This is a genomic window from Nitratireductor sp. ZSWI3 (genome assembly GCF_024655565.1).
Lineage (GTDB): Bacteria > Pseudomonadota > Alphaproteobacteria > Rhizobiales > Rhizobiaceae > Nitratireductor.
Genome location: NZ_JANKOF010000006.1, coordinates 1 through 22,692 on the forward strand (window position 1 = coordinate 1; position 22,692 = coordinate 22,692).

Below are 22,692 nucleotides of genomic sequence, written 5' to 3' on the forward strand. Positions count from 1 at the left end.
GGCCAGCCGGCGAGGAAGTCGAGCGTGAGATCGCCGCGCCGGGCGGCGATCTCACGCAGGGCGCGCGGCAGGGCGATGGCCTTGCGCTCGGGATGCGTGATGCCTTCGAGCAGCCGGTCGACCTCATGGAACGAAGCATTCGCAAGCCGTGTCCAGCGGCCGCCATGTCGCGCCACCTCGAAATGCTCTACGAGCGTGGCAAAGACCTTGAGGGCGATCTCGCTGCGGGTCCTGGCGCTGAGCATGGCCAGAAGCATCTGGCTGACCGGGTCGAGGCGCACGAATTCGGCCGGCGCGCCGAACGTCGCCCGCAGGCTTCGATGGACGCCTGCAATCCGGTTGAATGGTGCAAGGGGCAGGGTGTACTGCATCCCTTCATGATAAGAACAAAAAGGGAACAAATCAATCGGCTACCACGCCGGAATGAAAAAGGCCGCCAGACGGATCTGCATCGCGGTCATTGCGATCCGTCTGACGGCCGTGCTCCAGCGCTCTTTGCGACGCCTTCCTGGAGAGTCCCCTCCGGACTCGCCAAGGAAAAGCATCAAACGTGCCAGTTTCTGAAAGACGGAATTACATCTTCATTTTCAACAAGTTGCTTGATCTGGCAAAGAGCTCGATTGCCGAGGCATCCGCAGGCTTGGACAGAGCGAAAGCAGCATGTGTAAAATTTAGGCAACGGGAGCGTGCGCATTTCCTGTGCGCACGAGCGGCCTCGCCTCGCCTTACAGCGTTCTTTCTGCGTCCAAAAAGACGCACAGCGCTCTAGTTTGCGACTTCGAGGCGGTTGCGACCGGTCGAGCGCGCACGGTTGAGCGCGGTGTCGGCCTGACCGAGAGCGGCCCAGAACCCTTCCTGGCGCGGCAAGGGCGTGTGAAGCCCGACGCTGATGGTCAGCGAAACCGGCGTGCCTTCGATCAGGAAGGGCGCCCCGGCGACCGCATCGCGAATGCGTTCCGCAAGGCCGAATGCCCGTTCGGCATCGTAAGCGGGCAGCACGAGCGCTATCGCCTGCGCGCCGAAACTTGCCACCATGTCGGTCTGCCGGACATTGGCCTGGACGACGGAAGCCACGTGCCGCAGAGCTTCCTCGCCGACGGCTTCGCCGTGCCTGTCAAGGATGTCGTCGAAGGCATCGATGTCGATGATGGCCATCGAATAGGGCTGTCCGGCCCAGTTCATGGCGTCGGCGAGTTCCGGCCCAAGCTTGTCGAAGACGCGGCGGTTGAGCAGGCCGGTGCGCGGATCGGTAGCAGCGTCGACCTTGCCGTCGTTGGGCGCAGGCTTGCGCCCCTTCTGCAGCCTGAGCAGGCGGCCGATCACCAGCGTGCTGGCCACGAGCCCGACCGCCGCAAGGGCAAGAAGCTGCAGCGACCCGGGATGCGGGAAGGCGAGAAAGACGGTCAGCGCAACGGCAGAAAGGGTGCTGACGACGGCCAGGGGCCCCATCGTGATCGAGCGGCCCTTCATGGCGCGTGCGAAGGCAAAGCCGATGAGGGAGCAGAGCACGACACCGAGAATCCCGCTCGGATCGCCAAGGAAGACACGCCCGGCAGCGGCGGCGAGGGTCGAGGCGATCGCCGCCCACCAACCACCATAGGCCATGGCCAGAATGACGAAGGTATTCTCGATGCCGAAGGGCAGGCTCCTCGAGAAGTCCGGCGCAATCAGCATCGGCCCGACGCTGCCCACGGAAAACAGCAGCGCCAGAATGATGTTCCTGAAGGTGCTGGTGGTCTGCGGCCGAAGAGCCACATGATAGAAAACCACAACGATTGCCGCGATCCCCAGCCCCTGCAGGAAGTGGGACGTCAAGCCCAGCATGTCCATCAAGCGAACTCCCGCAACATCGAACACCCTGCAACAGCAATGTAACAGGTAAATAACGGTGACAATAGTGTGTTGGCCGCAATATGCCGAGGCGGCATGCTTTAGGCAAGAAACAGTGATGACGTGGATCAATATTCAACTTTTAAGAGATTTTTAACGTTAAATACTCCCGCTTAGGTAGAGTGATTTGATTTCGCTTCACCTCTGCGCGGGACGGGAAGCAGCCGCGGGGCAGGCGGATCGGCGTCGCGAGCGGCACGGAACCGATTGGACGCGTGATGGTGTTGCCGAATAACCATGTCCGTAAAAATGGTGTTACGAAATACAAAGCGATTAACCCAGGTTAATTACGCGGGCTTTCACCTATGCTAGCTAATTATCACGCCGCGAGGGCGGGGAAGTTGGGGCTTAAGGAACGGCCGTGACGACAGCAGGATAAGAAAATCAAGCTCTGTCGCCCGTTTCTTGCAAAAAACCCTGCCAGTTTTACTGGCAGGGTTTTTTGCTTTTTGGAACCTTTGGCGGTGTGCCCCATCTTGTGCCGGGTTCAGCGCACCAGGATCATCGTTCGACCCGCATACATCTTTCGGCCGCCCAGTTCCGCCGTGCAGTCGGATGCTATATCCGACGTGCCGTTCATTTCGATCGTGTCGCCAACGAGGCGCAGGCACTTCCCCGATATTGAGCTTGCATTGCCGGTGTATTGTATGTGCGCACCCGGCGCATAGATGAAGCCGCTGACGGCCGAATCGAGGGTCCCGTTGATCGTCACCGCGTTGCTGTTGGACGCTTCCTGATAGACAGTAACGCCCGCATAAGGACCGTTGTCGGGCGGCGACAGCTCGACTTTCTGATTCGCGTTGATGGCCATCTCCGCGCCCTCGAGCAGGAAGATCGTGACGCCGTGGCCGACAAGCGAGCCATTGCCGCCGAGCTGGATGCGTCCGCCGCGCAGGATGTAATATCCAGGGTCGAGGACGACGTCGCCCGAGAAGGTCTTGCCGCAATAGGTGCCTGGCTTCAGCGTTTTCGATTTGCCGCCCGGCATCGATTGGCAGGCCGTGTAGTTCGGCGTGACGAGGTTTTTCAAGGGGTCGGGTGACGGATACTGATTCTCGATCGCATTCGGGCATTCCAGCGAAACGCTGGATGTTCCGCCGAGGCCGTAGGAACCGCCGACCGTGACCACGCATTCCGCCGCGATCTTCGCCGATCCGCCGCGATAGACCGAACTGGACGAGGCGGAGTTCGAGGCGATGACGCATTTGTCCAGCGTGACCTCCGTCGATCCCTGGATCTTGACCGCCTGATCCGCGGTCTTGTCGAGCGCGAGAACGCAAGCCGGTTGGCCCGGCTGCACCTTCACGACGCTCAGCCGCTCGAGCGGCCAGTCGAACTTCCCGAACAGGCTCTTGTGCAGGATCGTTCCGCGAACCGTCACATAATCGCCCTCGGGCGCCTCGCCGTCGGTTGCCGGGTAGCCCTTGTGGAAATCGAAGCCATCCTTCGACACCGCCAGGCCGTCGCCGTTGGTTTCGACATATTGGAAGCCGACATCGGTGAATTCGGTGTCGGACAGTCCCGAATAATATTGCGCGGCGATCGACAAAGCCGCGTGGTCGAGCGCGTTCTGCAACTGACCTGCCTTGCGGCTGGCGGTCGCGTAATCCACCACGCCCGCAACCGCTGCCATGACGGGAACCATTGCCAGTGCCGTCAAGGCAGCAAAGTTCCCGTCCCGGTTCCCCAGGAAATGGACAATCATAGCGTTAGCCCCTTCGCCGAATTTGCCCAAGAGAGGAACTTTACGGCCGAGGTCTGTGTGATGTGTTTACGAAACAGTTACACTTTGAGCGATCGGCCGATTCCGGAGGCCCATGGACCCGCTCCGCGCTCTATGGCTGCAGCGTTCTTGAATCTGCGCATCGTGCTCTCCGAAAACCGATCCCGATTTTCCGGCCGATGCGCTAGCCCGGCAGGTGGATCGAGTTGGCGACCTCGATGATGTGCGGCGCGATCTCCTCGCGCACCCGGTCGACGGTCCAGCGCATGGCGGAGACGGAGCACTGGACGGTGGCCACCGGCCGGCCGCGTTCGGAGGGAATGGGGGCGGCGATGCCGATCTCGTTGATGATGTTTTCGCTGACGGTCAGCCCGTAGCCGCAGGCCGCCGCTTCCTCCACCGCCTGCGCGATCTTGCTGCGGTCGAGCGTCGTTTTCGAGGTCATGACCCTGACCGGCCACGTCTCGACGGCTTCCTTGCGGGCGGCGGGATCAAGGCAGGAGACCAGGGCGCGGCCGCTCGACGTGGTGAGCGCCGACAAGCGGCGTCCGGCGACCATCGCCCCGAAGGCTGTCAACTGGGTCGGGATGCGGATGATGTAAACGATCTCGGTGCCGTCGAGCCGCGCCACGTTCACGCGCTCGCCGAGCTTGCGGCCGAGTTCGATCAGCTTCGGCATGGCGAGCTGCACGAGCGGATCGGCCCAGAGATAGGCATTGCCGAGCTCCAGAAATTTCAGCGCCGGGCTGTAGCGCCGCGACTCCGGATCCTTGTGAAGATAGCCGGTCTTGTGAAGCGTGTTGGCGAGCCGCTGCACGGCGCTCTTGTCGAGGCCGGTCAGATTGGCGAGATCCGTCAGGCCGAGCGCGGTGTGGTGCTCGTTGAACGCGCTGAGGACGCGCATGCCTTTTTCAAGCGAGCCGACGAACAGCGTGTCCTGCTTTTCTCTTGTCTCTTTTTTCTCCGACACCGCGCGCCCTTCTTCCCGTCCAGCCCTTCACACAAGTCTTTCGCAGACACCCGACATTCTTGACAAGCGTGCATCCCGTTAATACGCTAAATTATAATACAGTGCCATGTATCATTATATAATAAAAAATCCACAGAGGGGCCGGCCAGGCCGGTAAGAGAGAAATGAGAACATGTCTTTTGGCGAGTTCCGTCGCATTGGCCGTTGCGGCGGGCGTTGGTAGCGCAATGGCCGGCAAGGCGGACGATACGCTGAATGCCGCCTTCACCAAGGAGCTGGAATCGGTCGACAGCTATTTCAATTCGGCGCGCGAAGGCGTCATTCTCCAGCGCTCCATCTGGGACGGCCTGCTCTATCTCAACCAGGAGACGGGTGAATACGAAGGCAACCTCGCCACCTCGTGGCAGTGGGTCGACGACACGACGCTGGAGCTGAAGCTGCGCGAGGGCGTCAAGTTCCACAATGGCGAGGAATTCGACGCCGACGATGTCGTCTACACGGTGAACTTCGTCGCCAAGCCTGAGAACGGCGTTGTCGTGCAGCGCAACGTCAACTGGATGAAGGAGGCGGTCAAGGTCGACAAATACACCGTCCGCATCATCACCAACGGACCGTTCCCCGCCGCGTTCGAATATCTGGCCGGCCCGGTCTCCATCTATCCGAACGAATATTATGCCGAAGCCGGCCCGGCCGGCATGGCGCTGAAGCCGGTCGGCACCGGCCCCTATCAGGTCGAAAGCGTGGAGCCGGGTAAGCACTTCGTTCTGAAGAAATACGAAGGCTATCACGACAGCCCGAAGGGCAGGGCCACCATCGGCACCGTCGATATCCGCACCATTCCCGACATCAACACGCAGCTTGCCGAGCTCTTCAGCGGCGGTCTCGACTTCATCTGGGGCGTGCCGGCTGACCAGGCCGAGAAGCTGGAGGCGATGGGCCGCTTCAACGTGGCCAATGAAAGCACCATGCGCATCGGCTATCTGGAGCTCGACGCGGCGGGCCGCAGCGGCGAGCATCCGATCAAGAAGCGCGCCGTGCGCCAGGCCATTGCCCACGCGATCGACCGCCAGGCCATCGTCGACAGCCTCCTGAAGGGCAAGTCCAAGGTGGTCAACTCCGCCTGCTTCCCGAGCCAGTTCGGCTGCGAGCAGGACGTTGCGGTCTATGATTACGATCCGCAGAAGGCGAAGGCGCTGCTTGCCGAGGCGGGTTATCCCGACGGGTTCACGGTCGATTTCTATGCCTATCGCGACCGGCCCTATGCGGAGGCGATGCTGTCCTACCTCGCCAATGTCGGGATCACCGCCAATCTCAAGTACCTGCAATACTCGGCGCTGCGCGAGATGCGTCACAAGGGCGAGACGAGCATGAGCTTCCAGACCTGGGGGTCCTATTCGGTCAACGATGCGTCGGCCATCACCAGCCAGTTCTTCAAGCATGGCGTCGAGGACTTTGCCCGCGACGATGAGGTGAAGGCCTGGCTCGACAAGGCCGACACGTCGATCGACCCGGCCGTTCGCAAGGAAAATTACTCGCTGGCCCTGAAGAAGATCGCCGACGAGGCCTATTGGGTCCCGCTCTTCTCCTACAATTCCAACTACGTCCTCACCCAGGATGCGGAGTACACGCCGACACCCGACGAGGTGGTGCGCTTCTTCCAGGTGCACTGGAAATAGCCGACCCGGAGCGCCGGTGCCCGCCGCCGGCGCTCGCTCATTCGTTCCGAGGTGATCGATGCTTGCTTTTGCCCTGAAACGGCTGGGGCTGGCGGTGCTGGTGACGCTGACCGTCTCGCTCCTCAGCTTCAGTCTCCTGTTCATGTCCGGCGATCCGGCTTCGGCGATCGCCGGTGAAAATGCCGGCGCTGCCGACATCGAGGCGATCCGCACCCTCTACGGCTTCGACCGGCCGTTCCTCGTGCAATATGCGGATTGGCTTTTCAGCGCCCTGCGCGGCGATTTCGGCCAGAGCTACTATTTCAAGCTGCCCGTCTCGGAACTCATCGCCGACCGGCTGTCGGTCACCATGCTGCTCGGCGTGTGCGGCATCTCCTTCGCGCTGCTGACGGCGGTGCCGCTCGGCGTTGCGGCGGCGATGCGCCCGAACTCCTTCATCGACCGGACGGCGCTGTTCCTGTCGGTGATGGGGCAGGCGATGCCGAGCTTCTGGTTCGGCCTGGTCCTGATCGTCATCTTCTCGATCCGCCTTGGCTGGCTGCCGCCGTCGGGCACGGCGGGTTGGCAGAACTTCGTCATGCCGACCATCGTGCTCGGCTACTACGCGATGCCGGCCATCATGCGGCTGACGCGCGCCGGCATGCTGGAGGTGCTGGGCGCCGACTATATCCGCACGGCGCGCGCCAAGGGCGCCAGCGAGTGGCGCGTCATGTTCAAGCATGCGCTGCGCAACGCCGTCGTCCCGGTGGTCAGCCTTGCAGCCGTCCAGATGGGATTCATGCTGGGCGGCTCGATCGTCGTCGAATCGATCTTCGCCCTGCACGGCGCCGGATACCTCGCCTGGGAATCCATCGGTCGCAACGACCTGCCGACCGTCCAGGCGCTGATCCTCATCTTCTCGATGTTCTACATCGTCTTCACCTTCCTGTCGGACCTCGCCAACGCCTGGCTCGACCCGCGCATCAGGGTGGGCTGAAACCATGGCACGCACGATCGACACGGCTGCGCAGCAGATCCGCACCGCAAGCCCAGCGGCCCTGCTGCGCCGGCGGATCTTCGGCCATTACGGCCTGCTTTTCGGCATCGTGGTGCTGGCGACGATCGTTCTGATCGCCGCCTTTGCGCCGCTGCTGACCGCGCACGATCCTTACACGCAGGATCTGCTGGCCCGCATGAAGCCGCCGTTCTGGATGGCAGGCAGCGATCCCGACCACCTGCTGGGCACCGACCACCTCGGCCGCGACTATCTCGCACGGCTCCTCTACGGGGCGCGCATCTCTCTGGCCATCGGCGTCATCGCCGCGCTGATCTCCGGCCTCATCGGAACCGCGATGGGCGTTGCCGCCGGCTATTTCGGGGGACGGGTGGATCTCGTCGTCACCTTCCTCATCAACGTCAGGCTGGCGATGCCGGTGGTTCTCGTGGCGCTTGCCGTGGTGGCCATCCTCGACGGTTCCCTGCAGGTGGTGATCATGGTTCTCGGGCTGCTGCTGTGGGACCGTTTCGCGGTGGTCATGCGCTCCTCCGTGCTGCAGGTGCGCGACCTCGAATATGTCAACGCGGCCAAGGCCATCGGCTGCTCGGTGCCGCGCGTCATCCTGTCGGAGATCATGCCCAACGTGGTCAACAACCTGATCGTCGTGGCGACGCTCGAAATGGCGCACGCGATCCTGCTAGAGGCGGCGCTCTCCTTCCTCGGCCTCGGCGTGCAGCCGCCGACGCCCTCATGGGGCCTGATGATCTCGGAGGGCAAGCAGATGCTGCTGTTCGAGCCCTGGCTGATCGCCATCCCGGGCGTTGCCCTGTTCGTGCTCGTGCTGGCCATCAACCTTCTGGGCGATGGGCTGCGCGACGTCAGCGCACCGGAAAACAAGGGGTAGGGGGCACCATGACAGACCCGATCCTCAGTGTCCGCCGCCTGACCATCGACATCCCGCTCGCGCAAGGGACGATGCATGCGGTGCGCGGCATCGACTTCGATCTGAAACGCGGTGAAACCCTGTGCATCGTCGGCGAATCGGGCAGCGGCAAGTCGCTGACCTCGCTCGCCGTCATGGGGCTGCTTTCGGGCAAGCTCAGGCGCAGTGCCGACAGGCTCGAATTCGCCGGCATCGATCTGATGCGGCAGAAGCCGCGCACCATGCGCAGCCTGCGCGGCGACCGCATGGCGATGATCTTCCAGGAGCCGATGACCTCCCTCAACCCGGCCTACACGATCGGCGACCAGCTCGCCGAGGCCTATCTGCTGCATCGCAGGGCAAGCAGGGTTGAGGCCCTGGCGCGCGCTGTCGAGCTCTTGGGCAAGGTGGGCATCACGGCGGCCGAAAGCCGCCTGTCGCAATATCCGCACCAGCTTTCGGGCGGCCTGCGCCAGCGCGTCATGATCGCCATGGCCCTGATGTGCGAGCCGGAGCTGATCATCGCCGACGAGCCGACGACGGCGCTCGATGTGACCATTCAGGCGCAGATCCTGCGGTTGCTTGCCGACCTGCAGCGCGAGATGAACATGGCGATGATCCTCGTCACCCACGATCTCGGCATCGTCGCGCGGATCGCCGACAAGGTGGCGGTCATGTATGCCGGCGAGGTGGTCGAGCAGGGCACCGCAAGGGAGATCTTCGACAACCCGCGCCATCCTTATACGAGGGGTCTGCTGCGCTGCATCCCCGTGCCGGGCAAGACGAAGCCGGGCGAGCATCTCGGTTCCATTCCCGGCATCGTGCCCTCGCTCGTCGGCGTGGTGGAAGGCTGCGCCTTCCGCGGCCGCTGCGATGTCGCCGCGCCGTCCTGTGCCGACCCCATACCCGAGCAGAAGGAGGGCGCAGAGCACGCCTGGCGCTGCATCCACGGACAAGCCGAGGAAGGAGCGCCGGCATGAGCGAGACCGCGACACCGCCGGTCCTGGAACTGGCCTCGGTCACCAAGACCTATCAGGTCAAGCAGGGCATGTTCGGCAAGCCGAAGCCGCTGCACGCTCTGAGCGGCGTCAGCCTGCGCCTGAACCGGAAGGACGTGCTCGGCCTGGTCGGCGAATCGGGGTGCGGCAAGTCCACGCTCGCGAAGATCCTGCTCGGACTGGAGATGCCGACCGACGGGCGGGTGCTGGTCGACGGCAGGGAGATCGCGCCGGGCGAGCGCCGGCTTCTGGCGCGCCGCATCCAGCCGGTCTTCCAGGATCCCTATTCCTCGCTCAACCCGCGCAAGAGCATCGAGGACATCATCGCCCTGCCGCTGCTGGTGCACGGCATCGGCGACGGCGCCGCAAGGGAGCAGGCGGTGACGAGGATGCTCGACCTGGTGGGCCTGCCGGCGCGCGTGCGCCGCGGCTATCCCAGCCAGCTTTCGGGCGGCCAGCGCCAGCGCGTGGCGATCGCCCGCGCGCTGATCATGAAGCCGGAGATCGTCATCTGCGACGAGCCGACCTCGGCGCTCGATGTCTCCGTGCAGTCGCAGATCCTCAACCTGCTCGGCGACCTGCGCGAGGAGCTGGGGCTGACATATCTCTTCATCAGCCACAATCTGGCGGTCGTCGAGCATCTGGCGACCCGCGTCGCCGTCATGTATCTCGGCCAGATCGTCGAGGAGGCGCCGGCGCGGGATCTGTTTGCCGGTCCGCGCCATCCCTACACCACGGCGCTTCTGGAATCCGTCCTGACGCCGGATCCCTCGCTGTCGGTGCCCGACACGCATCTCGGCGCGGCTTATCCGAATCCCATCTCGCCCCCGCCCGGCTGCCGGTTCCATCCGCGCTGCGGGAAGGTTCGCGACATCTGCAGGACGACGCCTCCGCCGCGTGTCGAAGGCCCGGAAGGCCACGTGGATTGCCATCTTTACAGCGCGGCGCCCACCCACTGAACGGACAGGATCATGAGCAATTTCTCCCGCACGCAGACCGTTGCGAAACATGTCGCCGCCACCAGAAACGGTGTCGTTGCCGCCCAGCACCGGGTGGCGGCCGAGGTCGGCGCGGCGGTGCTGGAAGCCGGCGGCGACGCGATCGATGCGGCGGTCGCCACCTCCTTTGCCATCGGGGTCGTCGAGCCCTGGATGAGCGGGCCGGCAGGCGGCGGGGCCATGGTGATCTGGCGCGAGGACGAGAAGAAGGCACAGACCGTCCAGTTCGGCATGCGCTCGCCCGCGTCCCTCGATCCGGCCGACTACCCGCTTTCCGGCAACGGCAAGGCCTCGGATCTCTTTCCCTGGCCCGCCGTGGTCGACGACCGCAACGTTCAGGGGGCGACGGCGATCGCCGTGCCCGGAACGGTGGCCGGCATGGAGCTGGCGCACGGGGCTTATGGAAGGATGGCCTGGCGGGATCTTCTGGCGCCGGCGGTGGATCTTGCGCGGAAAGGCATGCTGGTCGACTGGTACGCCTCGCTGCTGATCGCTTCGACCGCCCGCGAGCTGGCCCAGGATGCCGACGCGGCGGCCCTGTTTCTCGAGGACGGGCAATGGCCGAAGATCGCCGGCTGGACGGCGCTTTCGACGACGCGGCTCGACCAGTCGCGCATGGCCGACACGCTGCTTCGTCTGGCCGAGGCCGGCGCCCGTGACTTCTATGAGGGCGACATCGCGGCGGCACTCGCCGCCGACGTGCGCGACAAGGGCGGCTCCCTTTCTCGCGACGATCTTGCCGCCTACCGCGCCCGGCTGACGCCGACCGTCGACGCGGCCTATCGGGGGGGAACGGTGCGCGCGGCCGCCGGGCTGACGGCCGGCACCAACCTTGCCGAGTGCCTCGCCATGATGGAGCGTTCCTTCGAGCCGGGAGCGCGACCGGACGCGAAGAGCTTTGCCGAGACGGCCCGCGCGCTCGGCGCGACCTATGAGCGGCGCCTGCGCGAGATGGGAGACGGGGAAGCACCGCATGCGCCGTCCTGTACGACGCATTTCAGCGTCGTCGACCGGCACGGCAACATGTGCGCGGTGACGCAGACGCTGCTGTCGATCTTCGGCTCGCGCGTCGTCTCGCCATCGACCGGACTTTTGATGAACAACGGCATCATGTGGTTCGATCCCGAGCCGGGGCGGCCCAATTCGCTGGCGCCGAACAAGGCCTGCCTGATGAATGTCTGTCCGGCGATCGGCGAGAAGGACGGGCGCCGCTTCGCCATCGGCGCCTCCGGCGGCCGCAAGATCCTGCCGGCGGTGTTGAACCTCTCCTCCTTCATGATGGATTTCGGCATGTCGCTGGAGGAGGCGTTCCACCATCCGCGCATCGACAACAGCGGCGGTGAGGTGATCGTCGCCGACGAGACCCTGCCGGGCGAGATTCTGGCTGCGCTGGAGGGCGTGCAGCAGGTGGTTCCGGCAAGGCGCAACGTCTTCCCCTATGCCTTCGCCTGCCCGGCGGGTGTGATGCGCGAGAATGGCATGAACATGGGCTGCACGGAGATCATGTCGCCATGGGGCGATGCCGTGCACGAGAAAGAAGGAGCTTAGTCTTGGCCAGTCGCGACAGTGTCATCGCCCGCATTGGGGCGTATTTTTCGTCCGGCGGCTTCGTCGACGAGCTTGCGCGGATGGTCGCCTACGAGACCGAGAGCCAGGATCTCGGCAAACGCGCGGAACTGAAACGCTACCTGACCGAGGAGATGGCTCCGAAGCTCGCCGATCTCGGCTTCTCCCACCGTCTCCTGGACAACCCGCTCGTTGCGGACATGCCGTTCCTACAGGCCGAGCGGATCGAGGATCCGGCGCTCGAAACGGTGCTGATCTACGGGCACGGCGACGTGATCCGCGCCCAGACGGAGCAGTGGCGCGAAGGGCTGCACCCGTTCAGGACGGTGATCGAGGGCGACCGCCTCTATGGCCGGGGCACGGCCGACAACAAGGGGCAGCACTGCATCAACATCGCCGCGCTGCGCGCGGTGCTGGCCGAGCGGGGCCGGCTCGGCTTCAACTGCAGGATTATCATCGAGATGGGAGAGGAATGCGGCTCGCCGGGCCTCGGCGAGCTGTTCCGCCTGCACCCCGACCTGTTTGCCGCCGACGTGCTGATCGCCTCCGACGGACCCCGCCTGCACCCCGATCGCCCGACGCTGTTCATGGGATCGCGCGGCGGGGTCAGCTTCGACCTCCTGGTCGATCTGCGCGAGGGCGCGCATCATTCGGGCAATTGGGGCGGGCTCCTGCGCGACCCGGCCGTGGTTCTGGCGCATGCGATCGCCTCCATCGTCGACCGGCGCGGCCAGATCCAGGTGCCCGAGTGGCGCCCCACCAGCTTGACGCCGGCCATCCGCAAGGCGCTGGCGGATTGCCCGGTCGGCGGCTTCGACGGCCCCGAGATCGACCTGGACTGGGGCGAGGAGAGCCTGAGCCCGTCCGAACGCGTCTTCGGCTGGAACAGCTTCGCCGTCCTGGCGCAAAAGAGCGGTGTTCCGGAGGCTCCGGTCAATGCCATCTCCGCATGGGCGAAGGCCCATTGCCAGTTGCGCTACGTGGTCGGCACGGACCCCGAGGATATCCTGCCCGCACTGCGCCGCCATCTCGACAGCAACGGGTTTGAGCGGGTGCAGATCATCCCCGCCGAGCGCGGCTTCTTCCATGCCACCCGGCTCGATCCGGACCATCCCTGGGTGCAGCGCGTCCGGCGGTCGATCGAGGTGACGACCGGCAAGCAGGCGGCGCTCCTGCCCAACCTCGCCGGCTCGCTGCCCAACGAGACCTTTGCCGATATCCTCAACCTGCCGACGGTCTGGGTGCCGCACTCCTATCCGGGCTGCTCGCAGCACGCGCCGGACGAGCATCTGCTGCTGCCGCAGAGCGCCGAGGCCCTGGCGATGATGGCCGGGCTGTTCTGGGACATCGGCGAGAGGAGAGCGGAGTGAGGGGCAGCGGATAGCGGCGTTCGGCGAGAAGAACGGTCTCCCGTTACAGCGCCGTGCGTCCATTCGAACGCACAAAGGACGCTGTAAGTCTTTGAATCTGCGCATCGTGCTTTCCGAAAATCGATTCCGATTTTCGGGCCGATGCGCTACCGGCCCTGGCTGCCGGCGCCCGGCTTGCTGCGCCGGTCGAGATTGGCGATCAGATCGCTGAAACGGTCGCCCTGCACGGCGATGTGGTCGCGCAGGAGCCGGCTCGCCGCGTCCGCCTGACCGGCCAGAATAGCCTCGACGATGGCCGCGTGCTCGCCGAACGAGACCTTCATGCGGTTGCGCACGCGCAGTTGCAGGCGCCGGTAAGGGCGCAGGCGCCGGTGCAACGCGATGCACTGCTCCTCGAGAAAGCCGCTGTGGCTCGCCGCATAGATGGCGCGGTGAAAGACCTCGTTGTTGTAATAGTAGGAGTCCGTCTCGCCGCTCTGCGCCGAGCGCTCGCATTCCGCGTGGCTTTTCAGGATCGCCGCCCTGTCTTCCTCGGTGTGGCGCCGCGCCGCCAGGGCGCCGGCCATGCTCTCGAGCTGCGCCATCACCTCGAACATCTCGAAGATCCGGTTCGGGCCGGGGTCGACGACGGTGGCGCCGCGGCGCGGCCGGGTCTCGACGAGCCCGATAGCGCTGAGCTGCATCAGCGCCTCGCGGATCGGCGTGCGCGACACGCCGAAACGCGCCGCCAGCTGCGCTTCGTCAAGGCGCTCTCCAGGGGCGAACTCCCCCGTCACGATGCCGTTCTCGATCTCGTCCCGCAAGGTCTGGAAGGTGTTCTGCGCCATGGCCGCTCCCGGTCGCCGCGACATATTGAATGCATGAATGAAGTTTTTGTATACAAGACAATTGACTCTGCGTGCAAGATTCGCAAGGTAGAAATCCATCCGGCTGGAGGGCCGGAAGCTATGGGAGGAAACCATGCAGAAACGCTTCAAGTCATTGGTCCTGGCGGCTTGCGTCGCCGCAAGCGGTCTTTCCGCCGGTGCGGCGGGTGCGCAGACCATTCTCAAGGCATCGCACCAGTTCCCCGGAGGCAAAGGGGACATCCGCGACGAGATGGTGCAGATGATCGCCCGCGATGTGGCGGAGGCGAATGTCGGGCTGGAAATCCAGGTGTTTCCCGGCGCATCGCTCTACAAGCCGAACGATCAATGGAACGCCGTCACGCGCGGCCTGTTGGCCATGACGTCCTTTCCTCTCGACTATGCGTCGGGAAGGCACGCCGAATTTTCCGCGACCTTGATGCCCGGCCTTGTCGGCAATTTCGACCGTGCCATGCGCCTCAACGACTCCGAATTCATGGCGGACATCAAGAAGATCATCGAGGATGCCGGCGCCATCGTCATATCGGACGCCTGGCTTTCGGGCGCCTTTGCTTCCAAGAAGGGCTGCATCACCGCTCCGGACACGGTCAAGGGGCAGGTGATCCGCGCCGCAGGCCCGGCATTCGAGGAGATGCTGGCGGCGGCCGGCGCGTCGATCACCTCCATGCCCTCGTCGGAAATCTACACCGGCATGCAGACCAACGTGCTCGACGCGACCAACACATCCTCGGCGAGCTTCGTGTCCTACCGCCTCTACGAGCAGGTCAAGTGCCTGACCGCGCCGGGCGAGAACGCGCTGTGGTTCATGTATGAGCCGGTCCTGATGTCGAAGAAGGTTTTCGACGGGCTGACGCCCGAGCAGCAGAAGGCGATTCTCGATGCCGGCGAGAAGGCCGAGGCCTTCTTCAACGCGGAGATCCGCAAGGGCGACGAGGAACTGATCAACACCTACAAGGAAGCCGGCGTCGAAGTGGTCGAGATGTCGAAGAGCGACTATGATGCCTGGCTGGAAGTGGCGAAGGCGTCCGCCTACAAGAACTTTGCCGAAAACGTGCCGGGCGGCGACAAGCTGATCGAAAAGGCTCTCGCCGTGGAGTGAGAAGGGCGCCCCGGCGGCGTGGATCCCGCTGCGCCGCCAACCTTCTCGCATAAGGAACTCGCATTATGGTCCAGGTCTATATCAAGGCCGTCGGCAATCTGTCGCGCGCACTCGCCGTGCTTGCGACGGGACTGATGATCGCGGCGATGCTGGTCGTCTGCCAGATGATCCTGCTGCGTTACGTGTTCCGCCAGCCGACGATCTGGCAGAACGACTTCGTGGTCTTCTCGGCCACCGCCGCCATGTTTCTGGGCGCGCCCTATGTCCTGCTCAAGGGCGGGCATGTCGGCGTCGATGTCGTCGAGCTCATCGTCGGCGATACGGCGCGCCGGCGGTTGCGGGCCGTCGCCAGCCTGCTTGGCCTGTCCTTCTGCGCGATCATGCTCGCTGCGACCTGGGTGCAGTTCCATGAGGCCTGGGTCGGCAACTGGCGCCATTCGAGCGTCTGGGCGCCGCCCTTATGGGTGCCGCTCTCGGCGCTGCCCCTGAGCTTTGCGATGCTCTGCCTGCAATACATCGCCGGGATCGCCGGGCAATTGTCGGGGGACGCGCCGGCGGTGGAGCATGACGTGGCGCGCGAGGCGGTGGAGAGTGCCGGTGCGGCAGCCGATCTCAAACCAGTCACGAAGGAGAATGCCTGATGAGCCCGACCCTGGCAGGCCTGACCATCATCGCAGCTCTGTTCGTGCTGCTCGGCACCGGAATGCCGATCGCCTTCGCCCTCGGCTTGGCGGCCTTCCTCGCCCTGTTCCTGCAGAGCGGCCTCGACATCTTCTACGTGCTCGGCGACACGATGTTCTCGGGCATCGCCAACCTTGCCTATGTGGCGATCCCGATGTTCGTGCTGATGGGGGCGGCGGTCGCCTCCTCGCCCGCCGGAGCCGATCTCTATACGGCGCTCGACCGCTGGCTCAACCGCGTCCCGGGCGGGCTGGTCCTGTCGAACATCGGCGCCTGCGGCATCTTCTCGGGAATGACGGGATCGTCGCCGGCCACCTGTGCCGCGATCGGCAAGATGGGCATTCCCGAGATGCTGCGGCGCGGCTATCCGACATCGGTGGCGACCGGCTCGATCGCCGCCGGCGGCACGCTGGGCATCCTCATCCCGCCCTCCGTGACGCTCATCGTCTACGGCATCGCGACGGAAACCTCCATCGGGCGCTTGTTCATGGCCGGCGTCATTCCCGGCATCATGCTGACACTGATGTTCATGACCTGGGCGATCATCGACTGCCGGCGCAAGGGCTATGCCTTCGACACGCGCGCCGTGCGCTTCAGCCTGCGCGAAAGGTTCGCCGCCCTGCCGCGCGTCCTGCCGTTCCTGCTGATCATCGCCGGCACGCTCTATGTGCTCTATGGCGGCCTTGCGACGCCGTCGGAAGCGGCGGGCGTCGGCGCCATGCTGACGCTTCTGGTGGTGATCGTCGCCTACCGGCTGTTCCGGCTGCGTCCGGTCGCCACGATCTTCGGCGCGGCGATGCGCGAAAGCGTGATGATCATGATGATCATGGCGGCGGCGGAGCTGTTCGCCTTCGCGCTGTCGTCGCTGTTCATCACCCAGACCATCGCCGGTGCGATCGCCGACATGGAGGTCAACCGCTGGGTGCTGATGGGGATCATCAACGTCTTCCTGCTCGTCGCCGGCATGTTCCTGCCGCCGGTCGCGGTGATCGTCATGACGGCGCCGATGCTCTTCCCGATCATCACCCAGGCGGGCTTCGATCCGTATTGGTTCGCTATCGTCCTGACGATCAACATGGAGGTCGGGCTCATCACCCCGCCGATCGGCCTCAACCTCTTCGTCATCAACGCGATCGCCCCGGATATCCCGACGCGGGATATCCTCTGGGGGGCCTTGCCCTATGTGCTGGTCATGTTCCTGGCGATCGTCGTCCTGTGCATCTTTCCCGAGATCGCCACCTGGCTGCCCAACCAGATGATGGGGGTCGTGCGATGAACAGCGCCAGCTTTTTCAGCGACATGCTGCAGGCCATCACGGATCGCGGCCGCCGCTTCCTGTCTTTGAGTCCGCGCGAGAATGGGGCCGGCAACGGGCTCGGCGCGGTCGAGGCGGCATGCGAGACCCTTCTGACGAGCCGCGGCGAAGCCTCGGGCATGGCGCTCGCCAAGGAGATCATGGAGCGCTGGGAGCAGCTCGAGCCGGTCGGCCGCCGCGAGTTCATGCTGATGCTGCTCGAGCGCTTCGGGCCCGACACCGTGAGGCTGGAGCGGGCCATCGACCGATACCGCGCCGAGCAGACGCCGGCGGCTCTCCTCGAGCTCCACACCGCTGCGGAGCCGCGGCGGCAGGAGCTGATCCGCCGCCTGAACCTGGCGCCGAAGGGGATTTCGACGCTGGTGCGTATGCGCGAGGCGCTGCTGACGCTGAAGGATGAGGAGCCGAACCTTGCCGCGGTCGATGCCGATTTCGCGCATCTCTTCACCTCCTGGTTCAATCGCGGCTTTCTGTTGCTGTGGCCGATCAGCTGGTCGACGCCCGCCGACATCCTGGAAAAGATCATCCGCTATGAGGCCGTGCACCAGATCGACGATTGGGACGAGCTGCGCCGCCGCCTCAAGCCCGCGGACCGGCGCTGTTTCGCCTTCTTCCATCCGCAACTGGTCGACGAGCCGCTGATCTTCGTCGAAGTGGCGCTTACGCAGGACATGCCGGCGGCGATCGCCGACGTGCTGCGCCAGGACCGGGCGCTGGTGCAGGCCGAGGACGCCACGACGGCCGTCTTTTATTCGATCTCCAACTGCCAGAGAGGATTGCGCGGCGTCTCCTTCGGCAATTTCCTGATCAAGCAGGTGGTGGAGGACCTGCGGCGCGAGCTGCCGCGGCTCAACACCTTTGTGACCCTGTCGCCGGTTCCGGGCTTCGCCGACTGGCTGTCGCGCGAGCGGCGGGCGGAGAGCTCCGACATGCTGAGCGCCGACGAGCGCAGCCAGCTCGAATTGCTGGACGATCCGCAATGGCCGGACGAGGCGGAGGCCGCCGGTGCGCTGCGCCCGCTCTTGACGGCGCTGACGGCCCGCTATCTGCTCCACGCCCGTTCGACGAGCGGCAGGATCATCGATCCGGTCGCCCGGTTTCATCTCGGAAACGGGGCGCGGCTCGAAAGGATCAACTTCCTTGCCGACCGCTCGCCTCGGGCGATGCGCCAGGCGCATGGCATGATGGTCAACTATCTTTACAAGCTCGACGACATCGAGACCAATCACGAGGCGTTCGCCGCGCGCAGCGAGGTGGTGGCAGCACCCGCCGTCCGGCGCCTGGCCCCGGCCAGCCGCGCTGGCCGCAGTCTCGTGCCCGCCGCGTCTCCAAAAGCGGTCGCCGGAAGCAAGAGGGGCGAAGACCCCGAGAAGAAAGACAATAAGGAACTGACGCAATGAGCAATCATATGTTCGACGCCATAAGGAGCGCCGCCCGGCCGGAAGCCACCTTCATCGAGACGCTTGACGGCCAGGTGTGGACATATGAGCGAATGCTCGACTTCTCGGCGCGCCTGGCGCATGTGCTGACGGAGCTTGCGGTGCGCCCCGGCGACCGCGTGGCGGTGCAGGTGGACAAGAGCCCGCAGGCCCTGATGCTCTATCTCGCCTGCCTGCGTGCCGGCGCCGTCTATCTGCCGCTCAACACCGGCTACACGACGGCCGAGCTCGACTATTTCATCGGCGACGCGGAACCGCGCATCGTGGTGACGACGCCCGCCGCCGCCGAAGGACTGCGCGCCGTCGCCGAAAAGCACGGGGCGCGGGTGGAAACGCTGGACGACAGGGGCGGCGGCTCGCTGCTCGAAGGCGTCGCGGGCGCCGACGCCGGTTTCCAGGACGTGCCGCGCGGACCCGACGATCTTGCCGCGATCCTCTACACATCCGGCACGACCGGCCGGTCGAAGGGCGCCATGCTGACGCATGACAACCTCCTGTCGAACGCGCTGACGCTGCGCGAATACTGGCGCTTCACGGCATCCGACCGGCTGATCCACGCCTTGCCGATCTTCCACACGCATGGCCTGTTCGTCGCCTCGAACGTGATCCTGCTGTCCGGCGCGTCGATGTTCTTCCTGCCGAAGTTCGATGCCGACGCCGTGCTGCGGCTGATGCCGCGGGCGACGGCCCTGATGGGCGTGCCGACCTTTTATGTGCGGCTGCTGCAGCATCCGGGGCTGACGCGCCAGGCGGTTGCCGGCATGCGCCTTTTCGTCTCCGGCTCGGCACCGCTGCTCGCCGAGACGCACAATCGTTTCCGCGAGGTGACCGGACACGCCATCCTCGAACGTTACGGGATGACCGAGACCAACATGAACACCTCCAACCCCTATGACGGCGAGCGGATCGCCGGCACGGTCGGGTTTCCGCTGCCGGGCGTGTCGCTGCGCGTGGTCGACCCCGAAACGGGCGTTCCGGTCGCCACGGGCGAGACCGGAATGATCGAGGTGAAGGGGCCGAACGTCTTCAAGGGCTACTGGCGCATGCCGGAGAAGACCGAGGCCGAGTTCCGCGACGACGGTTTCTTCATCACCGGCGATCTCGGCATGATCGATGCCGGCGGCTACGTCCACATCGTCGGGCGCGGCAAGGACCTCGTGATCTCGGGCGGATACAACGTCTATCCGAAGGAGGTCGAGACGCAGATCGACGAACTGCCCGGCGTCATCGAGAGCGCCGTCATCGGGGTACCGCATCGCGATTTCGGCGAGGGCGTCACCGCTGTGGTCGTGCCGGAGCCGGGCGCGGCGCTGGACGAGCAGACGATCCTCAAGGCGCTGGAGGACCGCCTGGCGCGCTACAAGCAGCCCAAGCGCGTGATCTTCGTCGAAGAGCTCCCCCGCAACACCATGGGCAAGGTGCAGAAAAACATCCTGCGTCAGGACTATGCCGATCTCTACCAGACAGCCGATGCGAGCTAAGATTCTATAAAATAGAGAAAATCTTTCTTGATAGAGAAAGATCGGCGGCGCACGGCCTCATTCTGGAGCATTTTGAAAAATTAAATCCGCCCGATCGCATCGAATAGGCCGTCGGGGCGCTCCGGCCGCTTGAGAGCGGGCGGAATGGCGGCTTATGCTCCGGCGAAACGGAGGAAATCGATGCCGACGGAGGACCAGGACTTGGCTGACAGGATGAAGCAGATCGCGCTGGAGCGCTCGCCCTTCAGCGAGGCGGTGGGGATCCGCACGGTCAGTTTCTGTCCCGACGAGGTCGTCGGCGAGATGCCGGTGTCGCCCGGGCTCGGCAACCGCAACGGTGTGCTGCATGGCGGCGCTCTCATGACGTTTGCCGACAATCTTTGCAGCACCGGCACGCTTCTCAACCTCCCGGAAGGGCAGGTGACCGTGACGGTGGAGAGCAAGACCAACTTCCTGCGCCCGATCCGGGTGGGAGACGTGGCGCACGGCGTCGCCACGCCCGTGCACAAGGGGCGCACCATGATGGTGTGGCAGGCGACAATCTCGCGCGGCGACGGCAAGGTCGCCGCCGTCGCAACGCAGACGCAACTGCTCGTCGAATGGTCGGGCGAGCGGAACGGTTGAAGGGAGAGGGGCTATGTGGACGACTGCAACGCTGCGCCGGGCGGCGCGCCTGCCGGTGATCGGCGCACCGATGTTCCTCACCTCCGGGGTCGATCTTGTTGTCGCGCAATGCCGGGCCGGCATCATCGGCACCTTTCCGGCGCTCAATGCCCGCCCGCAGGAAGAGCTGGACCGCTGGCTGACGCGGATCGAGGACGGGTTGGCGCGGGCCGAGGCGGAAACGGGACGCAAGCCGGCACCCTATGGCGTCAACCTCATCGTGCACGATTCCAATCCCAGGCTTGCGGAGGACCTCGAGGTGATCGCGGCGCATCGTGTGCCTCTGGTGATCACCTCGCTCTCCCAGCCGGGGGCGGTGGTGGAGCGTGTGCACGCCTATGGCGGGCTCGTGTTCCATGACGTGATCAACGTGCGCCACGCACGCAAGGCGGCGGGGGCGGGCGTCGATGGCCTGATCCTCGTCTGCGCTGGGGCGGGCGGGCATGCCGGCCGGCTCAGCCCGTTTGCGCTGGCCGCCGAGGTGCGGCAGTTCTTCGATGGCGCGCTCGCCCTGTCCGGGGCGATCTCCGACGGCGGCGCGGTGGCGGCGGCCGAGGCCATCGGCTGCGACTTCGCCTATGTGGGAACGCTGTTCCTGGCGGCGCGGGAATCGATGGCATCGGACGCGCACAAGGAGATGGTGGTGGCGGGCAGCGCCGCCGACGTCGTCTATTCGCCGATGTTCACCGGAACGCACGGCAATTACCTGGCCGCCTCGATCGCCGCCGCAGGCATCGATCCCGAGGAGGCGGCATTCGCCCGGCCGCGGCGCATGGATTTTGCGCAGGGCGCGTCGAAGCCCAAGGCGTGGAAGGAGATCTACGGCGCCGGGCAGGGGATCGGATCGATCGGCGAGATCCTGCCTGTCGGCGACATTGTCGAGCGGCTCGATGGCGAGCGCCGGGCAGCGATCGCCGCCTTGTGCGCGAGCTAGATCATTTCCTCTTTTGACGGAAGCGGTCAGCCGGTGCGGCTCTGCTCGCCCGCGCGGCGGCCGTACAGCATGGCCGAGAGATAGGCGGCCGTATCGCGCAGTTCGTGCGCCAGCGCATCGAGCTCGGGCTCGGACATCTGTCCGGTGATGGCGATGCCGCTGATGCCGAGGCGGGCCTGCCCCTCGTGGTCGAGGACGGCCGAGGCGGCGATGTCCAGCCCCTGGAACAGGTTGGCCCGATCGAAGGCGAAGCCGGTCGCCTGAGCGCGCACCACGTCGTTGGCGTATTCTTCGAAGCTCGGCGGGTTCTGCCAGCGCAGCGCTCCGAACCTGCGGTGCAGCTCGCGCATCGGGATCTTCTGCGCCGCCGCGACGCAGCGTCCGATCGCACCGACCAGAGCCGGCAGACGTGACCCCAGCGCCATGTCGACCCGCACGACGGATCCTTCGACGACGCGGTCGACCAGGATGATGCGGTCGAGGGGCGTCACCTTCCACAAGCCGATCAAAGCCTTGTGCTTCATCGAAAGCTGCTCGAGCCGGGGGCGGATCAGGTCGATCTGGTTGGTGCCGAGCAGCGGCACGGAGAACTCCAGAAGCCCGATGCCGGGGCGGTATTCCTTGGTCGAGGGATCGAAGGAGATCAACCCCTCCTTGGCCAGGGTCCTGAGGATGTTGAAGGTCGTCGAGACGTTGATCCCCGTCTCGCGGGCGACCCGCGCGACGCCGGAGGCGGCGTGATCCTGTGTCAGGAAGCGCAGGATCGCGACGGCGTTCTCGACCGCGCCCACATATTTCGCCTGTCCCCGTGGCGTGTCGCCATTCGCGTCCTCGGGAAGCTTGCCGCTGTCCGGTGCCATCTTGCCTCTCTGCCTGGCGCATCGGCCCGAAGATCGAAATCGATTTCGAAACGGGCGATGCGCGGATTCAACAACTTCCAGCGTCCCTCGTGCGCTCCGAGGAGTCCCCAGACACCCTCGTCCGTCGCTTTTTGCCGCTCCGTCATCTTCCTCCATCGCGCCCGGCCTTCCAAGCGGATCGAAAGGTTTTCACCGGCAGATTAATTTTTCTCTTGGAAGAATGTAATTCTTGATGCAGAAAAAAGAAAGAGGAGAGTCCTGCATT

General features: G+C 64.9%; 19 protein-coding genes and 1 pseudogene. 14 read left to right on the forward strand and 6 right to left on the reverse strand.

What is annotated here, in order from left to right; translation table 11 throughout:
- The 4 genes and pseudogenes from NUU27_RS03590 to NUU27_RS03605 form a co-directional block, all read right to left on the reverse strand.
- Window positions 1–371: pseudogene (locus NUU27_RS03590) on the reverse strand (iron-sulfur cluster loop); the annotation flags it as partial.
- Window positions 372–765: 394 nt separating this feature from the next.
- On the reverse strand, window positions 766–1,830 hold the full coding sequence (locus NUU27_RS03595; protein ID WP_257760689.1) for a diguanylate cyclase: 1,065 nt from the start codon (window positions 1,828–1,830) through the stop codon (window positions 766–768).
- 547 nt (window positions 1,831–2,377) lie between these two features.
- Window positions 2,378–3,595 (reverse strand): TadE/TadG family type IV pilus assembly protein, encoded by a 1,218-nt coding sequence (locus NUU27_RS03600; RefSeq protein WP_257760690.1) that lies wholly within the window; start codon window positions 3,593–3,595, stop codon window positions 2,378–2,380.
- Between the two features lie 202 nt (window positions 3,596–3,797).
- A complete protein-coding gene (locus tag NUU27_RS03605) occupies window positions 3,798–4,583 on the reverse strand; it encodes an IclR family transcriptional regulator (RefSeq protein ID WP_257760691.1) in 786 nt (261 codons plus the stop codon).
- Between the two features lie 164 nt (window positions 4,584–4,747).
- Here NUU27_RS03605 and NUU27_RS03610 point away from each other — a divergent pair, with 164 nt between their 5' ends.
- Genes NUU27_RS03610 through NUU27_RS03640 form a run of 7 tightly spaced genes read left to right on the forward strand, consistent with a single transcriptional unit; the run spans window position 4,748 to window position 13,089 of the window.
- Window positions 4,748–6,259, forward strand: coding sequence for an ABC transporter substrate-binding protein (locus NUU27_RS03610; RefSeq protein ID WP_257760692.1), 1,512 nt, complete (start codon window positions 4,748–4,750; stop codon window positions 6,257–6,259).
- A gap of 58 nt (window positions 6,260–6,317) precedes the next feature.
- The gene (locus NUU27_RS03615; RefSeq protein ID WP_257760693.1) at window positions 6,318–7,235 is read left to right on the forward strand and encodes an ABC transporter permease; all 918 of its coding nucleotides are present in this window, start codon (window positions 6,318–6,320) and stop codon (window positions 7,233–7,235) included.
- A gap of 4 nt (window positions 7,236–7,239) precedes the next feature.
- The gene (locus tag NUU27_RS03620) at window positions 7,240–8,139 is read left to right on the forward strand and encodes an ABC transporter permease (RefSeq protein ID WP_257760694.1); all 900 of its coding nucleotides are present in this window, start codon (window positions 7,240–7,242) and stop codon (window positions 8,137–8,139) included.
- An 8-nt stretch (window positions 8,140–8,147) separates the two neighbouring features.
- Window positions 8,148–9,137 (forward strand): ABC transporter ATP-binding protein, encoded by a 990-nt coding sequence (locus NUU27_RS03625; RefSeq protein ID WP_257760695.1) that lies wholly within the window; start codon window positions 8,148–8,150, stop codon window positions 9,135–9,137.
- Window positions 9,134–10,114 carry an ABC transporter ATP-binding protein gene (locus NUU27_RS03630; RefSeq protein ID WP_257760696.1) on the forward strand — a complete coding sequence of 327 codons (981 nt, stop codon included), beginning with the start codon at window positions 9,134–9,136 and terminating at the stop codon, window positions 10,112–10,114. The genes NUU27_RS03625 and NUU27_RS03630 overlap by 4 nt, the downstream gene beginning before the upstream one ends.
- Window positions 10,115–10,126: 12 nt before the next feature.
- Complete coding sequence (locus NUU27_RS03635; RefSeq protein ID WP_257760697.1) at window positions 10,127–11,701, forward strand: gamma-glutamyltransferase; 1,575 nt, start codon at window positions 10,127–10,129, stop codon at window positions 11,699–11,701.
- A gap of 2 nt (window positions 11,702–11,703) precedes the next feature.
- Complete coding sequence (locus NUU27_RS03640) at window positions 11,704–13,089, forward strand: M20 family metallopeptidase (RefSeq protein ID WP_257760698.1); 1,386 nt, start codon at window positions 11,704–11,706, stop codon at window positions 13,087–13,089.
- 146 nt (window positions 13,090–13,235) lie between these two features.
- Here the strand turns inward: NUU27_RS03640 and NUU27_RS03645 are convergent, their stop codons facing one another.
- Window positions 13,236–13,916 (reverse strand): GntR family transcriptional regulator, encoded by a 681-nt coding sequence (locus tag NUU27_RS03645; RefSeq protein ID WP_257760699.1) that lies wholly within the window; start codon window positions 13,914–13,916, stop codon window positions 13,236–13,238.
- 133 nt (window positions 13,917–14,049) lie between these two features.
- Here NUU27_RS03645 and dctP point away from each other — a divergent pair, with 133 nt between their 5' ends.
- The 7 genes from dctP to NUU27_RS03680 all read left to right on the forward strand — a co-directional run bounded on the left by dctP (window position 14,050) and on the right by NUU27_RS03680 (window position 21,567).
- Window positions 14,050–15,054, forward strand: coding sequence for a TRAP transporter substrate-binding protein DctP (dctP, locus tag NUU27_RS03650; protein WP_257760700.1), 1,005 nt, complete (start codon window positions 14,050–14,052; stop codon window positions 15,052–15,054).
- 65 nt (window positions 15,055–15,119) lie between these two features.
- A complete protein-coding gene (locus tag NUU27_RS03655) occupies window positions 15,120–15,695 on the forward strand; it encodes a TRAP transporter small permease subunit (RefSeq protein WP_257760701.1) in 576 nt (191 codons plus the stop codon).
- Window positions 15,695–17,011 carry a TRAP transporter large permease gene (locus NUU27_RS03660; protein WP_257760702.1) on the forward strand — a complete coding sequence of 439 codons (1,317 nt, stop codon included), beginning with the start codon at window positions 15,695–15,697 and terminating at the stop codon, window positions 17,009–17,011. The genes NUU27_RS03655 and NUU27_RS03660 overlap by 1 nt, the downstream gene beginning before the upstream one ends.
- Window positions 17,008–18,450 (forward strand): malonyl-CoA decarboxylase, encoded by a 1,443-nt coding sequence (locus tag NUU27_RS03665; RefSeq protein ID WP_257760703.1) that lies wholly within the window; start codon window positions 17,008–17,010, stop codon window positions 18,448–18,450. Before NUU27_RS03660 ends, NUU27_RS03665 begins: the two co-directional genes overlap by 4 nt.
- A complete protein-coding gene (locus tag NUU27_RS03670) occupies window positions 18,447–19,970 on the forward strand; it encodes a malonyl-CoA synthase (protein ID WP_257760704.1) in 1,524 nt (507 codons plus the stop codon). Before NUU27_RS03665 ends, NUU27_RS03670 begins: the two co-directional genes overlap by 4 nt.
- Window positions 19,971–20,150: 180 nt before the next feature.
- Window positions 20,151–20,594, forward strand: a complete 444-nt coding sequence (locus NUU27_RS03675) for a PaaI family thioesterase (RefSeq protein ID WP_257760705.1) — start codon at window positions 20,151–20,153, stop codon at window positions 20,592–20,594.
- Window positions 20,595–20,607: 13 nt separating this feature from the next.
- On the forward strand, window positions 20,608–21,567 hold the full coding sequence (locus tag NUU27_RS03680; protein ID WP_257760706.1) for a nitronate monooxygenase family protein: 960 nt from the start codon (window positions 20,608–20,610) through the stop codon (window positions 21,565–21,567).
- 26 nt (window positions 21,568–21,593) lie between these two features.
- Here NUU27_RS03680 and NUU27_RS03685 read toward each other — a convergent pair whose 3' ends face one another.
- Window positions 21,594–22,427, reverse strand: coding sequence for an IclR family transcriptional regulator (locus NUU27_RS03685; protein WP_257760707.1), 834 nt, complete (start codon window positions 22,425–22,427; stop codon window positions 21,594–21,596).
- Between the last annotated feature and the right edge of the window lie 265 nt (window positions 22,428–22,692).

Bases quoted from the DNA above. Each gene is read 5' to 3' on its own strand.
- NUU27_RS03645 (WP_257760699.1), bottom strand. From the start codon at position 13,916: ATGGCGCAGAACACCTTCCAGACCTTGCGGGACGAGATCGAGAACGGC.
- NUU27_RS03670 (WP_257760704.1), top strand. From the start codon at position 18,447: ATGAGCAATCATATGTTCGACGCCATAAGGAGCGCCGCCCGGCCGGAA.
- NUU27_RS03610 (WP_257760692.1), top strand. From the start codon at position 4,748: ATGAGAACATGTCTTTTGGCGAGTTCCGTCGCATTGGCCGTTGCGGCG.
- NUU27_RS03625 (WP_257760695.1), top strand. From the start codon at position 8,148: ATGACAGACCCGATCCTCAGTGTCCGCCGCCTGACCATCGACATCCCG.
- NUU27_RS03655 (WP_257760701.1), top strand. From the start codon at position 15,120: ATGGTCCAGGTCTATATCAAGGCCGTCGGCAATCTGTCGCGCGCACTC.
- NUU27_RS03620 (WP_257760694.1), top strand. From the start codon at position 7,240: ATGGCACGCACGATCGACACGGCTGCGCAGCAGATCCGCACCGCAAGC.
- NUU27_RS03675 (WP_257760705.1), top strand. From the start codon at position 20,151: ATGCCGACGGAGGACCAGGACTTGGCTGACAGGATGAAGCAGATCGCG.
- NUU27_RS03600 (WP_257760690.1), bottom strand. From the start codon at position 3,595: ATGATTGTCCATTTCCTGGGGAACCGGGACGGGAACTTTGCTGCCTTG.
- dctP (WP_257760700.1), top strand. From the start codon at position 14,050: ATGCAGAAACGCTTCAAGTCATTGGTCCTGGCGGCTTGCGTCGCCGCA.
- NUU27_RS03630 (WP_257760696.1), top strand. From the start codon at position 9,134: ATGAGCGAGACCGCGACACCGCCGGTCCTGGAACTGGCCTCGGTCACC.
- NUU27_RS03680 (WP_257760706.1), top strand. From the start codon at position 20,608: ATGTGGACGACTGCAACGCTGCGCCGGGCGGCGCGCCTGCCGGTGATC.
- NUU27_RS03635 (WP_257760697.1), top strand. From the start codon at position 10,127: ATGAGCAATTTCTCCCGCACGCAGACCGTTGCGAAACATGTCGCCGCC.
- NUU27_RS03660 (WP_257760702.1), top strand. From the start codon at position 15,695: ATGAGCCCGACCCTGGCAGGCCTGACCATCATCGCAGCTCTGTTCGTG.
- NUU27_RS03595 (WP_257760689.1), bottom strand. From the start codon at position 1,830: ATGGACATGCTGGGCTTGACGTCCCACTTCCTGCAGGGGCTGGGGATC.
- NUU27_RS03665 (WP_257760703.1), top strand. From the start codon at position 17,008: ATGAACAGCGCCAGCTTTTTCAGCGACATGCTGCAGGCCATCACGGAT.
- NUU27_RS03685 (WP_257760707.1), bottom strand. From the start codon at position 22,427: ATGGCACCGGACAGCGGCAAGCTTCCCGAGGACGCGAATGGCGACACG.
- NUU27_RS03615 (WP_257760693.1), top strand. From the start codon at position 6,318: ATGCTTGCTTTTGCCCTGAAACGGCTGGGGCTGGCGGTGCTGGTGACG.